Raw genomic sequence first — 14,594 nt, 5'->3', positions numbered from 1 at the left:
CAGGGATTGTGTGTTTCTAGAATCAGGCTTTCGGCAGCGCCAGGCCTTGGCCCATCTGCACTGGCGAACCAGCGGCCAGCTCTTCAGCCCATTTCACTTGATCCGGGCCAAACAGCACGATAGCGGTCGAACCCAGCTTGAAGCGACCCAGTTCGGCACCTTTTTCCAGATGGATTGGCGCACGCGCAGCTTCGTCGTAACGGAAGGTTTTCAGCTCGCGTTTCGGCGGCGTGACCAGACCGGCCCACACGGTTTCGATCGAAGCGACGATCATCGCGCCGACCAGCACCACCGCCATCGGGCCGCGCTCGGTGTCGAAAATGCACGCCACGCGCTCGTTGCGGGCGAACAGTTCTGGCACGTTTTCAGCGGTGGTCTGGTTGACCGAAAAGATCCGGCCCGGGATGTAGACCATTTCGCGCAGGGTGCCGGCCAGCGGCATGTGCACGCGGTGGTAGTCCTTCGGCGACAGGTAAATGGTGGCGAAGTCGCCACCCATGAACGGCGCGGCATTGGCCGCGTCACCGCCGAGCAATTCCAGCACGCTGAAGCTGTGGCCCTTGGCCTGGAACACGCGACCGTGTTCGATCGGGCCGAGCTGGCTGACAGCACCGTCGGCCGGGCTGAGGATCGCGCCCGGAGTCTGGTCCAGAGGACGCGCGCCGTCTTTCAGGGCGCGGGTGAAGAAGGCGTTGAAGTGTTCGTAAGCGGTCAGGTCTTCGACCAGCGCTTGCGACATGTCCACCTGATAGCGCTTGGCGAACCACTGGGTGAAGGCATTCTTGAACCAGCGCACGCGGCACTCGGCAATGCAGCCGGCCAAGCGCGACAGCAGGTGATGAGGTAGCAGGTACTGGCTGAGGATAAACAGACGCTCTTTCATTGGTTGTCCTTAAAAAACCTTAAATCTCGACAGGCGTGTCAGGGTGGTTGCCCCATTCGCCCCAGGAACCGGCGTAGCCCTTGACCCGCGGATAACCGAGGGACTTGGCCACCAGATAAGTGAAGCCCGACCGGTGATGGGTCTGGCAGTGGGTAATGATTTCTTTGTCCTTGGTGATCCCGAGGTCTTCGAGGATCTGCGGCATGTCCGTGCGGATGCGCAGCTGACGGGCCTTGTCCATGCCTGCGGTCCATTCGAAGTTGACCGCGCCGGGGATGTGCCCGGCCTTGGCGGCCAGCACTTTCTCGCCGGAATATTCCAGCGGCCCGCGCGCGTCCCAGATCGCCAGATCTTCGGCGCCGAGGCGGCTTTGCAGGTATTCGCGGGTCGCCGTCGGCTCGTCGTGCAAGGTCAGCGCAACCGGGCCGCCAACTGCCGCTGGCACTTGTATCGACATCGGCATGCCATCCGCCAGCCATGCCGGCAGACCACCGTCTATATAGTGGTACTTGTCGTGACCGATCACGTCGAGCAGCCAGATAAAGCGTCCGGCCCAGCCGCCGCCCTCATCATCGTAAACCACGTAGACCGCATCCTTGCGATGGCCCAATTCACCGAACAGCGCCTCCAGATCAGCTTTCGCCGGCAGCAGCCCCGGCGCTGGCGGCTGGCCGAGCTGGGTGCGTTTCGGATCGACAAAGCGTGCGCCGGGGATATGTCCCTCGGTGTAGCGGGCGGCACTGGTCAGGTCCACCAGAATCAGTTCGCCAGACTCCAGGCGCGGGAGCAGGTCGCTCGGCTCAATGACGAGCGGCAAGCCAGAGAAGTCAGACATGTGAGGTCTCCAGAGCACAAAGGGGAGGATTGTAGCGCAGCCTCATCGGCCACGGCTGCTAAAGCTGTGCAGGGCTTTTTCGATGCACTGCGCGGTTTTGCCAAAGGCTTGCACGCTGATGTCGGCGAACGGCCCGCCACCCTGATCGGCGACGACGATCATGATTACCCGGCCGTTATTGACCAGTGAGCGCAGGAACAGATGCTCACCGCGAAACAGCGTACGCAGGCTCGGCGGCAGCAGGGCGGAGAACTGGGCGTTGTTGTCCGGGTTGATGCGCACCTGTGCCTGTTGCGCGAGCAAGCGTTGCAGCACGCTGCTTTGGCTGACGGCGAACGTCAGCGCCGCAGCTTCTTTTGGCAAACCATAGGTTTGCTGCACGCGCAGACTTGACTGCGTGCGGTCGGCCATCAGGATCATCACCCGGCGCATGCCGCTGGCGGCCAACGCATCGCGGGCGGCGACGGTCAGGCTCATCGCATTGGTGAAGCGGCTTGGCTCGGCGAGCAGCTCGGCGCACTGTTTGCGCCATTGACCGAGGTCTTCAGCGGTGGGCGCAGCGGCGGGCAACATCCCGGCCGGCAAGCGCCGCGTGCCCCACGGCCACAGCAGCGAAACCGCCGGGTGCCAAAGATCCGGCATCGCATGATAACGGGCGCTGTTGGCGGCCTGCTGGTGCAGTTGTTGCTGCACTTCATCCATCGAAATCTGCAAGTAAAGGCTGGTCAGGTACTGCCAGCGCTCGCTGTGCGGACTGTCCCAGGCCTGTTGCGCCGACAGCGCCAGACCGTTGGCCAGCAGCACGGTATTGGCCGGTTGATTGAGCCAGCGGCGCAGAGTCGGGTCGTCATCGAGACGGTTTTGCTGGCGCAGGGGGTGTGCGCTGTCGCGAGCGATGCGCAGCACTTTCACCAGTTCGCGCTGTTCGCTGAGCAGCAGTTTGTAACCCTGTTGCACCCAGATCGGCAGGTGCCAGGCCTCGACCAGCGCTTCAGCGATTTTCAGCAGGCGTACGCCGAACAATTGCTTTTCGACCGTGCGCGCCGATTCGCCCTTGTGGATAACCCGCAACTCCCATTCTTCGAGCAATTGCGGATAGGTTAGCGCCAATGGCCACAGCGGCGAAAGAAACAACAGGCTGCCCCAATGAATGTCCTGCCACAGTCGCGCCAGGCGACTGGCGAAAAAGCCATTGGCCTGTTGTGTCGCGTGCTGGCTGATCATTTGTAGCTGGCGCAGGGCCTTGGGGATTTGCATCTGCGGTTCGGCCGGCAGTCGCGCGAGCAATTCTTCCGTGCGCGCCAGGCCGAGACGGTTGATCGCCACCTCGAGATTTTCCGCCGGCGCGGCCATCGTGCCGTGGGTGTGACGATTCGCCTCACGGATGATGCTCAAGGCCAGTGCCGGGCTGTCCTGCATCAGGTCGGCGATGTCGCGCAGCGAGCTGCGATTGTCGCGGATCGCCCGACACACTTTGTCGTGAGCCTCCTGCGGTACGGGCAGTCGCACGCCATCGAGCAGCTTTACCCAGCCGTCGAGGGTGGTCGGGTTTGCGTGTGGGACGTTCGTTTCATTAGCCATGTCTGGACGGGATCTTCACTGACTGTAGACGCGCCCGGCATGGGCTAAATTGGCTTTTCGCCTGAACTGGCTATAGTCTGGCGCAGTTTTGCCGATAAGTAGAAGAAGAGATTTTTTAACTTCCGAATATGACCTTGAACCCGACTCAGTAAGTACTTTCCTACCTATGGCTAAAATTATCGGCATCATCGTCGTATTCGCGAGCGTGCTCGGCGGATACGTGCTTTCCCACGGCAAGATTGCCGCCCTGATCCAGCCTTTCGAGGTGTTGATTATCGGTGGCGCGGCACTCGGTGCGTTTCTGCAGGCCAACCCCGGCTACATGACCATGCACGTGCTCAAGAAATCTCTGAGCATGTTCAGTTCGCGCTTCAGCCACACCTTCTATCTGGAAGTGCTCGGCCTGATTTACGAGATCCTCAACAAGAGCCGCCGCGAAGGCATGATGGCCATCGAAGGCGACATTGAAGACGCCGCCGCGAGCCCGATCTTCGCCAAGTACCCGGCGGTGCTCAAAGACGAACGCATGACCGCGTTCATCTGTGATTACCTGCGCATCATGTCGTCCGGCAACATGGCCCCGCACGAGCTGGAAGGCTTGTTCGACATGGAACTGTACAGCCTCAAAGAAGACCTCGAGCATCCATCTCACGCAGTGAACGGCATCGCCGACGCCATGCCCGGTTTCGGTATCGTCGCGGCGGTACTCGGCATCGTGGTGACCATGGCCTCGCTGGGTGAAGGTGATCAGAAGTCCATCGGTCTGCACGTGGGTGCGGCACTGGTAGGTACTTTCTTCGGTATTCTCGCGGCGTACGGTTTCTTCGGTCCGCTGGCGCATTCCCTGGCGCACGATGCCAAGGAAGAACTGAACGTCTACGAAGCCATCAAGGCCTCGCTGGTCGCTTCGGCTTCCGGCATGCCGCCATCGCTGGCGGTCGAGTTCGGCCGCAAGGTGCTGTACCCAGCCCACCGTCCAAGCTTTGCCGAGCTGGAACAAGCCGTTCGCGGTCGCTAAGCCATGGAAAATAATCAGCCGATTATCATCAAGCGCGTCAAGCGCATAGCCGGCGGGCATCACGGTGGGGCGTGGAAAATCGCCTTCGCCGACTTCGCCACGGCGATGATGGCGTTCTTCCTGGTGTTGTGGCTGCTGTCCACCGCGACGCCTGAGCAGAAGATCGCCATCGCCGGCTACTTCAAAGACCCGGTCGGCTTTTCCGAAAGCGGCACGCCGTACATCATTGACCTGGGCGGTACGCCGACCCTGGCGCCGGAAAACACCCTCAACCCTGAGGTGAAATCCCAGCCGCAACCGGACAAGGTCACCGTCGATACTGAACAGGTCGAAGGCATGGCCGAGCAGGTCGAGAAGGAACGTCTGGAACTGCTTCTGCAAGAACTGCAGAACAAGGTCGACGAGAACCCGCAACTGCAGAAGTTCAAGGATCAGATCCTCTTCGAGATCACCCCGAACGGCTTGCGTATCCAGATCATGGACGCGGAAAACCGGCCGATGTTCGACTCCGGTTCCGCACGCCTGAAGCCGTACTTCGAAGACATCCTGCTGGCCATGGCCGACACCATCAAAGCGGTGCCGAACAAGATCAGCATCAGCGGCCACACCGACGCCAAGCCGTACACCGGCACCGGCGATTTTGGTAACTGGGAACTGTCGGCCAACCGTGCCAACGCCGCGCGTCGTGCACTGATCGCCGGTAGCTATCCGGATGCGCAAGTGGCGCGGGTGGTCGGTTACGCCTCGTCGGCGCTGTTCGACCGGGAAAACCCGTTCAACCCGGTCAACCGTCGTATCGACATCGTGGTGCTGACCAAAAAGGCCCAGGCCGCGATCGAAGGCGCGCAAGGTGCGGACGCAGCGAAACCGGCCGATGAAAGCCACAACGGCGCCGCTCCGGCAGCGCCGGTTGATCCGAACGCGTTGCCGGCGGATCAGCAACCGGTGCCAGCGCATGAGTTGCGTGAGCGGCTGAACTTGTTTGATGACGCCGCGCCGAAACCGGCGGAGCCGGGGAGTGCGGCGCCTGCGCCGTCTACTCCGCCAACCACTGCCCCGGCCCCCGCGCCGAAGCAGTGACCCACAAAAAAGCCGACAGCGATGTCGGCTTTTTTGTGTCTGGAATTTCACCTCGCCGCTCATTTGCGTGGTGCTACGAAATTGATCGGGCGCCAGGCAAGTGAGGTCTTAGAACCCTCGTCGAATCCTGCTCTTCAACTGATCATGAAACTGCTCGGCATTCCTCTTGTAAGTCCCCTTCATCGACTCACTCATCGAATCCAGCATCACCGACCGCTTGTTCGTCACTTCCTCTCGATAAGCATCGATAAAGAAATCCAGATCTCTGTCCGTACTCAACTTCGGCCATTTATCCAGATACAACGGCAACTGCGCCGGTCCGGTCTTGAACGAGCAGATTCGCCGGTTGCTGATCGTCGCCTCACCAATCTCGAACGGCACCCACCACGACAAAGCAGTCCTCTCCGACACCACCGCGAGCAAGTGCGTGCATTCGGTGATGTTGCGGGTGATGACGCCGGTGATGTCATCGGTGGTCTGCGATTCCGGGTCGAGCACATCCAGGTAGGTTTTGATGTTGGCCTGTTTCAGGCGACTGTTGATTGCCATGGCCTGCATGCGATCCATATGGCGGTAGCTGATGAAGACAGGCATCAGAAATGTCCTTTGAGCGCGAGTTCGCGGTAGTAGGCGCCGAGCGCGGTGAGGCGGCAGCCGGTGGAGTGGAGGGCGGCGTAGTACATGTGCTCGGCGTCGACCGGCTCGATCAGGCTGTGGCGATTGCACTTTTGTAACTGGGCGAAAACCTCGCCATGCTCGGGGTTGAACGTCGCTTCGGTCGGCTCGTAGCTGGGGTCGAGCGGGTAGGTCGATTCGGCCTCGGCAAACCACTCGGGCAGTTTGCGCAGGATCTCTTTGGGGATCAGCGGCGAGACTTCGCGCAGGGAAATGAACTGCGACACGTTGGTCTTGAATACCGGGCGTTGTTCCCAGGCGTCGAGCGCGTTGTCGACGAAGGAATACAGGCTGCCGGGAGTGATCTTGCCGAGAATGTTTGCCGCACCGCCGTGCAGGGCCTGGAGCAGCAACCCGGTAAACACACCGTGTTGCGCACCTTCCATGGCCGGTTCTTCCTTTTTGCACGCGGTGAGAATGGTCATGCCTTCACCGACCACGCTGCTTTCACTGCGCAAGGCACGCACCTCGCCGGCGGCGCCGCTTTGACAGCAATCGAGGATGATCACTTTGTTCTTGATGCGCGTGGCTTTGCTCGCCCAGTTGAGGATGTCGCTGATGCGGATACCGTCCTTGGCGCTGCGATAATCCTGGGGCAGCAACATGCCTTCATCATTGTCGGTGTCGAAACCGCCATGCCCGGCGAAGTACAGCAGGGCGACATTGCAGTCGCCGGAAAACAGCTCGCGGATCTGATCTTCGAGCATCTCCCGGCCCAGGTAATCCTCAGCCGAGGTCAGTACGACGTTCTTGAAATTCGGATCGCCATTGGCGTCGGTTTTCAACACCGAAGCCATGGCCATGGCGTCGTTGCTGCAACCGCTCAGGCGCGAAATATGGGTGTAGTCGTTGATGCCGATAAACAATCCCTTGCGCATGATCAGGCCGCCGTGTGCAGGCGGATCGCGCCGACGATGCTGTTGGTGTTCCACGCGCATTCGGCGTGTGCGGCGTTACGCACCACCGTGGAAATACGTTCGGCACCGAACGGTTTGATCGCGATGATCACCTTGCCCATGCGCTTGGCGATCTCGATTTCCTTGTTGATCCACTTGCTGTAGGTCGAATACATGCCGGCCATGATCAGCACCGCCGAGCAGGGGCGGATCTTGTTTTCGATGGCTTCTTCAAGCTGCTGGTCGGTCTGCGCGCCCATGATCGGGTTGTGCGTCGGCACCGAAAAATTCTTGTAAGTGAAGTCGGGGTGGGCACTGAGCAGGCGCACCAGATTGTCGTGGGCGTGGGAGTAGTTCCACGAGTGGCTGATGAACAAATGGTAGGTTTGCATGGGGGTTCCTCTGGGGCGCGAACGTGCGACGAGGAACTCAATGTAGGCCCATGAAATGAGCCTACAAGGCTTGGACGCAGAAAGAGAAAGGTCCTGCAAGCAGCCGTGCAGAAGTCCTACAGAAAGGCCTGATGTTTAAAAACGCGAGGGAGGTGTCAGGGGAAAACCGACATCCGGCAGCCCTTGGGCAAAGGGCTGCCGGTACGACTGTTTAATAGCCGTTTTCAGGCAGGCTGGCGATGATCGAGCGGTAGCTGTTCATTCGTTGCTGCTGCACGCGGCCATCTTCCAGTGCCTTGAGCAAGGCGCAACCCGGTTCACGGTCGTGTTTGCAGTCGCGGAAGCGGCAGGTGCCGAGCAAATCGTCGAACTCGATGAAACCGGCTTCAACGTCGGCGCGGCTGACGTGACCGAGGCCGAATTCACGGATGCCCGGGGAGTCGATCAACTCGCCGCCGCCGGGGAAGTGGAACAGGCGCGCGGTGGTCGTCGTGTGCGTGCCCTGACCGGACAGCTCGGACAGCGGCCCGACGCGGGTTTCCACTTCCGGCAGCAGGCTGTTGACCAGCGACGACTTGCCGACGCCGGACTGACCGACGAACACGCTGATGCGGCCGTCGAGCTGCTTTTGCAGCTGTTCCATGCCGTCACCGTGGTGCGCCGACACTTCCAGCACCGGATAACCCAGCGTGCGGTACACCGCCAGCAGCGCGTTGAGCGCCGGGGCGTTCTGCTCGTCGATGAGGTCGAATTTGTTCAGCAGTAGCAACGGACGGATGCCGGCGTGTTCGGCCGCGACCAGATAACGGTCGATCAGGTTGGCATGCGGCTCGGGCAGCGGGGCGAAAACGATGACGATCATGTCGACGTTGGCCGCCACCGGCTTCAGTTGGCCACGGCTGTCCGGACGGCACAGTTCGGTGGTGCGCGGCAATTGCGCGACGATCACCCCGATGCCCTGATTGCCGGCGCGCCAGACGACCGTGTCGCCGGTCACCAGCGCTGGCAGGTTGGCGCGCAAGTGGCAACGAAATACCTGGCCGGCCTGATCGCCATCAGTGGCCTCGACCTCGACCTGCACACCGAAGTGAGCGATCACCAGGCCGGTCTGTTCCGGGCCCAGGTCGCCACCTTCCAGGGCTTCGACGGCCGAGGACTCGCGTTTGGCGGCGCGTGCTGCGCGCTCGCCCTGAATCTTTTCGATGCGCCAGTTTTGACGACGATTGAGTTGGCGTTTGGCCATGGGTGTTCCGTCTGAAGAATGCAGCGATTAGGTAAAACGGCCGCGAGTTTAGCACGCCCGGCCACCGGCCTAGGCTAAACTGCGCAGCATTGCCTAGGAGCCGAAATATGCAAAACCCGCAGAACCTGATCTGGATCGACCTGGAAATGACCGGTCTGGATCCGGATAACGACGTCATCATTGAGATGGCCACCATCGTCACCGACAGTGACCTCAACACGTTGGCCGAAGGTCCGGTGATCGCCATCCACCACAGCGATGCAGTGCTCGCGCGCATGGACGAGTGGAACACCCGCACCCACGGCAACTCCGGCCTGACCCAGCGCGTGCGCGACAGCCGCATCAGCATGGCCGAAGCCGAAGCTGAAACCATCGCGTTCCTGGAGAAATGGGTACCGAAAGGCAAGTCGCCGATCTGCGGCAACAGCATCTGCCAGGATCGTCGCTTCCTTTATACCCACATGAAAGGGCTGGAAAGCTACTTCCACTACCGCAACCTCGACGTCTCGACGCTCAAGGAACTGGCCGCGCGCTGGGCACCGGACGTGCGTGACAGCTTCAAGAAGGGCAGCACGCACCTGGCGCTGGACGACATTCGCGAATCCATCGCCGAGCTGCAGCATTACCGCAAGCACTTCATCAAGTTCTGATGTGATCCCTGTAGGAGCTGCCGAAGGCTCCTGCACGGATTTGTGTTTGCTGTGGCGCCCCCTTTTGGTGCCGCCGCGAAATGGCTAGACTGCGCGCCTTCTTGCCTGGATCGCCACCATGTTGCTGATGCTCTATCTCGTCGCCATCACCGCTGAAGCCATGACTGGCGCGCTGTCTGCCGGGCGTCGCGGCATGGACTGGTTTGGCGTGGTGCTGATCGCCTGCGTCACGGCGTTGGGCGGTGGTTCGGTGCGTGACGTGTTGCTCGGGCACTACCCGCTGACATGGGTCAAACACCCGGAATACCTGGTGCTGACCTCGGTCGCAGCGATGTTCACTGTGTTCACTGCGCGCTGGATGCGTCACCTTCGCTCGCTGTTTCTGGTGCTCGACGCCGTCGGCCTGGTGGCCTTCACCCTGATCGGCTGCATGACTGCACTGGAGATGGGCCACGGCATGCTGGTGGCCTCGGTCAGCGGCGTCATCACCGGGGTCTTCGGCGGCATCCTCCGCGATATCTTCTGCAACGACATCCCGCTGATCTTCCGCCGAGAGCTGTACGCCAGCGTCTCGTTCGCGGCGGCGTGGTGCTACATGCTCTGCCTGTACCTGAATGTGCCGAGCGAGCAGGCGATTTTGATCACGCTGTTTGGTGGCTTCCTGCTGCGCTTGCTGGCGATCCGTTTCCACTGGGAAATGCCCAAGTTCGTCTATAACGATCAGCCGTAACGCGATATCCCATGTAGGAACTGCCGAAGGCTGCGATCTTTTGACGTTCAAGATCAAAAGATCGCAGCCTGCGGCAGCTCCTACAGGGGGTTATGCGATTCCGTGTTGTTTCAGAGCCCATTCGACGTGTTCTTGTACCAGCTCTGACGGATAGTCCCGTCGCGCCTTCAACGCTTCCAGCACCGGAATGCTCGACGGCGCGTTACCGAGTCCCACCGCCAGATTGCGCAACCAACGCTCATAACCGGCACGGCGCAGCGGTGAGCCTTCAGTGCTGCTGAGAAACTTGTCTTCATCCCACAGAAATAGCTCGGCCAGTTCAGCGTTGTCGAGATTGTGCCGTGGCTTGAAGTCGCTTTCCCCGGACGGTTTGGCGAAACGGTTCCACGGGCAGACGATCTGGCAGTCGTCGCAGCCGAACACACGGTTGCCGATCAGCGGGCGCAGGTCTTCGGGGATCGCGTTTTTCAGTTCGATCGTCAGGTAGGAAATGCAGCGGCGCGCGTCCAGCACGTACGGACCGACGAAGGCGTTGGTCGGACAGATATCCAGGCACGCGGTGCAGCGCCCGCAATGTTCGGTGCTGTGCGGCTCATCGACCGGCAGCGGCAGATCGACGAACAACTCGCTCAAGAAGAAATAACTACCGGCCTTGCGGTTCAGCACCAAGGTGTTTTTGCCGATCCAGCCCAATCCAGCCTGCTCGGCGATGGCTTTTTCCAGCACGGGCGCGCTGTCGACAAACGCACGAAAACCGAATGGGCCGATCTCCGACTGGATCTTGTCGGCTAATTGTTGCACGCGTTTACGGATCAATTTGTGGTAATCGCGGCCCAACGCATAACGCGACACGTAAGCTTGTTCCGGTTGCGCCAGTCGCTTGGCCATTTCGGTATCGCCCGGCAGGTAGTCCATGCGCAGCGAGACCACGCGCAACGTACCCGGCACCAGCTCTTCGGGGTGCGAGCGTTTGCTGCCGTGGGCGCCCATGTAGTCCATTTCGCCGTGGTAGCCGGCCTCGAGCCAGCGCGCGAGGTGCTGCTCATGCTCGGCCAGATCCAGACCGCTGATGCCGACTTGCTGAAAGCCCAGCTCGCGGCCCCAATCCTTGATCGATTGGGCGAGGGCGGGCAGGTCTGTGGTGATGGCGGACATGAGACGAGAGAAACCGGAGCTGAGGTGCGTATAATTCTGCCAGACATCGGAGCCCGAAGACGCATGCCGCACACGAAAGATCAATTACCCGACGCGCTGTATGGTGCCGCACAGGTGCGCGAACTCGATTCACGGCTGATTGCCGGGGGCACGCCGGGCTTCGAATTGATGCAGCGCGCCGCTCACGCAACCTGGCGCGCACTGGTTCGGCAATGGCCTTCGGCGACCGAGCTGACGGTGCTGGCCGGGCATGGCAACAACGCCGGCGACGGTTATCTGGTCGCTGCGATGGCGCAGCGAGCGGGCTGGCAGGTGCGGGTGTTGGCCGTCGGCGATCCGCAACGTTTGCAGGGCGATGGCGCGCAGGCCCATGCCGAGGCGCTGGCTGAAAATGTTCTGGTGCAAGGCTGGCAGGCTCAAAGCGAACTGCGCGGCGTCCTTCTTGATGCCTTGCTCGGCACGGGGCTGAACGGTGAGGTGCGCGAGCCTTACCTCTCGGCGATCAACGCGATCAACGCCAGTGGTTTGCCGGTGACAGCCGTCGATATCCCTTCCGGGCTAAGCGCTGACACTGGGCAAGTGCTGGGCGCCGCTGTGCAGGCCGATCTGACGGTGAGCTTTATCGGGCTGAAAGTCGGCCTGTTTACCGGGGACGCGGCGGATCACGTCGGCCAACTGCTGTTTAACGATTTGCAGGCCGGCGCCGACATCTATCGTGACATTCCCGTTATCGCCCGACGGCTGAACACGGCTAATCTTCCGGGGCTGGCGGCGCGTGCCCCGGCTTCGCACAAGGGCCGCTTCGGCCACGTGCTGCTGATCGGGGGCGATCACGGTTTTGGCGGGGCGATCCTGCTCAGCACCGAAACCGCTTTGCGCAGCGGCGCGGGCATGGTCTCTCTGGCGACCCGCCCTGAACATGTCCCGGCAGCGTTGACGCGAGTCCCGGAAGCCATGGCGCTAGGTACATCGTCTGCCAATCAATTGATGGGGTTGCTGGAAAAAGTCTCGGTGCTGGTTGTCGGCCCGGGGTTGGGGCAGGCCGCTTGGGGGCGAGCGCTGTTGTCCGCTGCCGCGAACGCGGCATTGCCGCAAGTGTGGGACGCCGATGCACTGAACCTGCTGGCGAGCGGTTTCGTTGGGTTGCCCAAGGATTGCGTGATCACGCCGCATCCGGGGGAAGCGGCCCGGTTGCTCGGAATCAGCACTGCCCAGGTTCAGGCGGATCGCCCGGCAGCGGCGCTGGCATTGAGCAAAAAATACTCGGCGGTTGTCGTGCTCAAAGGTGCCGGCAGCCTGATCGCCCACCCCGATGGCCGATTGGCTGTGTGTCATCAAGGTCATCCGGCCATGGCCACTGCCGGCCTCGGTGATGTGCTGGCCGGTTTGACCGGTGCGCTGTTGGCGCAAGGCATGGACAGTTTCGAAGCCGCTTGCCTGGCGGTCTGGCTGCACGCCAATGCGGGAATGCAGCAAGGAAAATTGGGCCGTGGGCTGGCGGCCAGTGATCTGATTCCAGCCATTCGTCAGTTGTTGGAGGAGCAAGTACCGTGTCTGAAGTAACCCTGTACCTGGCCGATGAACAGGCCATGAGCGACTTTGGTGCACGGATCGCCCGCGTGACCCAGGGCCATGGCCTGATTTTTCTTGAAGGCAACCTGGGGATGGGCAAAACCACGCTGTCGCGCGGGATCATTCGCGGGCTGGGCCATGTCGGCGCGGTAAAAAGTCCGACCTTCACCTTGGTCGAACCTTACGAGATCGGTGACCTCCGCGCCTTCCACTTTGACCTGTATCGACTGGTCGATCCGGAAGAACTGGAGTTCCTCGGCATCCGCGACTATTTCGACGACGATGCGATGTGCCTGATCGAGTGGCCCGATAAAGGTGCAGGCTTTTTGCCAAAGCCTGACCTGACCATTACCATTAGCCCGCAAGACAGCGGGCGTTCGCTGAAAATTTTATCCCAGGGCTCGCGTGGCGAGGCCTGGTGTGCCGCTTTGGCGTTGGAATCCAATTAAATGATGGGGTTAGGTATGCGCTTTCGCGCGATGGTGGCTGCCGCTGGACTGATGTTGATGGCAGTAACCGTCAACGCTGTGGCCGATTCAAAGGTCAACAGCGTGCGCCTGTGGCGGGCGCCGGACAACACGCGACTGGTCTTCGACCTGAGCGGCCCGGTGCAGCACAGCGTGTTCACCCTGACCGCGCCGGACCGGCTGGTGATCGACATCAACGGCGCGACCCTCGGTGCGCCGCTGAATGTGCAGACCGCTAACACGCCGATAACCGCAATGCGTTCGGCCCAACGCACGCCGACCGATCTGCGGGTAGTCATTGACCTGAAGAAAGCCGTCACGCCGAAAAGCTTCTCGCTGGCGCCGAACGCGCAGTACGGCAACCGCTTGGTGGTCGATCTGTTCGACAACCCGGCCGACGCCGCGCCGCCGCCCGCGCCAAGCCCGAAAGTCGCGACCGTGCCAGCGGTGCCGGTAACGCCAACTGAGCCTTCGATCAAATTGCCGCCCGCCCCGGCGGGCAAACGCGACATTATTGTGGTGATCGACGCCGGCCACGGTGGCGAAGACCCTGGTGCGTCCGGCTCGCGCGGCCAGCGTGAAAAAGACGTGGTGCTGCAGATCGCCCGCGAACTGCAGCGTCAGGTCAACGGCATGAAAGGCTTCCGTGCTGAACTGACCCGTACTGGCGACTACTTCATCCCGTTGCGTGGCCGTACCGAAATCGCTCGCAAGAAGGGCGCCGACCTGTTCGTCTCGATCCACGCCGATGCTGCGCCGTCTGCCGCCGCTTTCGGTGCCTCGGTGTTTGCCCTGTCTGATCGCGGTGCGACTTCGGAGACTGCCCGTTGGCTGGCCGACAGCGAAAACCGTTCCGACTTGATCGGTGGTGCCGGCAACGTCAGCCTCGACGACAAGGACCGCATGCTCGCGGGCGTTCTGCTCGACCTGTCGATGACCGCCTCGCTGACCTCCAGCCTCAACGTCGGCCAGAAAGTCCTGACCAACATCGGCCGCGTCACGCCGCTGCACAAACAACGCGTGGAGCAGGCCGGGTTCATGGTGCTGAAATCGCCGGACATCCCGTCGATCCTGGTCGAAACCGGTTTCATCTCCAACGCCAACGAGGCGAACAAGCTCTCGGCGTCGAGCCACCAGCAAGCGCTGGCGCGTTCGATCAGCAGCGGCGTGCGTCAGTTCTTCCAGCAAAATCCACCGCCGGGCACCTACATCGCCTGGCTGCGTGATTCCGGCAAGATCGCCCAAGGCCCGCGCGACCACCGTGTCGGCCCGGGTGAGACGCTGGCGATGATCGGCGTGCGCTATCAGGTGTCGCCGGCCACGTTGCGCAGCGCAAACAACCTGAAAAGCGATGAGCTGAAAGTCGGCCAGCATCTGACCATTCCTGGCACCGAACTGGCGTCCAAAGAATGAGCGA

General features: G+C 61.4%; 15 protein-coding genes. 7 read left to right on the top strand and 8 right to left on the bottom strand.

Annotated features, from left to right (window positions below):
* Positions 1-22 precede the first annotated feature (22 nt).
* From asd to CQ009_RS10035, 3 genes are read right to left on the bottom strand one after another with little or no spacing between them, the layout of a single operon-like run.
* The gene (asd, locus tag CQ009_RS10045) at positions 23-883 is read right to left on the bottom strand and encodes an archaetidylserine decarboxylase (RefSeq protein WP_105705899.1); all 861 of its coding nucleotides are present in this window, start codon (positions 881-883) and stop codon (positions 23-25) included.
* Between the two features lie 19 nt (positions 884-902).
* Positions 903-1,718: a thiosulfate sulfurtransferase gene (rhdA, locus tag CQ009_RS10040; RefSeq protein WP_105705897.1), complete on the bottom strand. Its 816-nt coding sequence runs from the start codon at positions 1,716-1,718 to the stop codon at positions 903-905.
* A 42-nt stretch (positions 1,719-1,760) separates the two neighbouring features.
* Positions 1,761-3,299, bottom strand: coding sequence for an HDOD domain-containing protein (locus CQ009_RS10035; RefSeq protein WP_105705895.1), 1,539 nt, complete (start codon positions 3,297-3,299; stop codon positions 1,761-1,763).
* 166 nt (positions 3,300-3,465) lie between these two features.
* Between CQ009_RS10035 and motA the strand changes: the two genes are divergently transcribed.
* Both motA and motB read left to right on the top strand, forming a co-directional pair.
* Positions 3,466-4,317, top strand: coding sequence for a flagellar motor stator protein MotA (motA, locus tag CQ009_RS10030; protein ID WP_007915795.1), 852 nt, complete (start codon positions 3,466-3,468; stop codon positions 4,315-4,317).
* Between the two features lie 3 nt (positions 4,318-4,320).
* Complete coding sequence (gene motB, locus CQ009_RS10025; protein ID WP_064388605.1) at positions 4,321-5,397, top strand: flagellar motor protein MotB; 1,077 nt, start codon at positions 4,321-4,323, stop codon at positions 5,395-5,397.
* Positions 5,398-5,505: 108 nt separating this feature from the next.
* Here the strand turns inward: motB and CQ009_RS10020 are convergent, their stop codons facing one another.
* The 4 genes from CQ009_RS10020 to rsgA form a co-directional block, all read right to left on the bottom strand.
* The gene (locus tag CQ009_RS10020; RefSeq protein WP_008078345.1) at positions 5,506-5,991 is read right to left on the bottom strand and encodes a toll/interleukin-1 receptor domain-containing protein; all 486 of its coding nucleotides are present in this window, start codon (positions 5,989-5,991) and stop codon (positions 5,506-5,508) included.
* Positions 5,991-6,950, bottom strand: a complete 960-nt coding sequence (locus CQ009_RS10015; RefSeq protein WP_105705893.1) for a caspase family protein — start codon at positions 6,948-6,950, stop codon at positions 5,991-5,993. Before CQ009_RS10015 ends, CQ009_RS10020 begins: the two co-directional genes overlap by 1 nt.
* 2 nt (positions 6,951-6,952) lie before the next feature.
* A complete protein-coding gene (locus CQ009_RS10010) occupies positions 6,953-7,360 on the bottom strand; it encodes a TIR domain-containing protein (protein WP_105705891.1) in 408 nt (135 codons plus the stop codon).
* A gap of 211 nt (positions 7,361-7,571) precedes the next feature.
* The gene (gene rsgA, locus CQ009_RS10005) at positions 7,572-8,603 is read right to left on the bottom strand and encodes a small ribosomal subunit biogenesis GTPase RsgA (protein ID WP_064388611.1); all 1,032 of its coding nucleotides are present in this window, start codon (positions 8,601-8,603) and stop codon (positions 7,572-7,574) included.
* A gap of 107 nt (positions 8,604-8,710) precedes the next feature.
* Between rsgA and orn the strand changes: the two genes are divergently transcribed.
* Positions 8,711-9,253, top strand: a complete 543-nt coding sequence (orn, locus tag CQ009_RS10000; protein ID WP_064388614.1) for an oligoribonuclease — start codon at positions 8,711-8,713, stop codon at positions 9,251-9,253.
* A 118-nt stretch (positions 9,254-9,371) separates the two neighbouring features.
* Positions 9,372-9,983, top strand: a complete 612-nt coding sequence (locus CQ009_RS09995) for a trimeric intracellular cation channel family protein (RefSeq protein ID WP_064388618.1) — start codon at positions 9,372-9,374, stop codon at positions 9,981-9,983.
* Positions 9,984-10,073: 90 nt separating this feature from the next.
* Here CQ009_RS09995 and queG read toward each other — a convergent pair whose 3' ends face one another.
* The gene (gene queG, locus CQ009_RS09985) at positions 10,074-11,138 is read right to left on the bottom strand and encodes a tRNA epoxyqueuosine(34) reductase QueG (protein WP_105705887.1); all 1,065 of its coding nucleotides are present in this window, start codon (positions 11,136-11,138) and stop codon (positions 10,074-10,076) included.
* Positions 11,139-11,201: 63 nt separating this feature from the next.
* Here queG and CQ009_RS09980 point away from each other — a divergent pair, with 63 nt between their 5' ends.
* Genes CQ009_RS09980 through CQ009_RS09970 form a run of 3 tightly spaced genes read left to right on the top strand, consistent with a single transcriptional unit; the run spans position 11,202 to position 14,590 of the window.
* On the top strand, positions 11,202-12,701 hold the full coding sequence (locus tag CQ009_RS09980; RefSeq protein ID WP_105705885.1) for an NAD(P)H-hydrate dehydratase: 1,500 nt from the start codon (positions 11,202-11,204) through the stop codon (positions 12,699-12,701).
* The gene (gene tsaE, locus CQ009_RS09975) at positions 12,689-13,159 is read left to right on the top strand and encodes a tRNA (adenosine(37)-N6)-threonylcarbamoyltransferase complex ATPase subunit type 1 TsaE (RefSeq protein ID WP_105705883.1); all 471 of its coding nucleotides are present in this window, start codon (positions 12,689-12,691) and stop codon (positions 13,157-13,159) included. The genes CQ009_RS09980 and tsaE overlap by 13 nt, the downstream gene beginning before the upstream one ends.
* Positions 13,160-14,590 (top strand): N-acetylmuramoyl-L-alanine amidase, encoded by a 1,431-nt coding sequence (locus CQ009_RS09970; RefSeq protein ID WP_064388625.1) that lies wholly within the window; start codon positions 13,160-13,162, stop codon positions 14,588-14,590.
* Positions 14,591-14,594 lie beyond the last annotated feature (4 nt).

Source organism: Pseudomonas sp. MYb2, from assembly GCF_002979955.1.
Taxonomy (GTDB): Bacteria; Pseudomonadota; Gammaproteobacteria; order Pseudomonadales; family Pseudomonadaceae; genus Aquipseudomonas.
The sequence above is the reverse complement of the archived record's forward strand: the minus strand, read 5'-3'. Positions and strand labels throughout refer to the sequence as shown.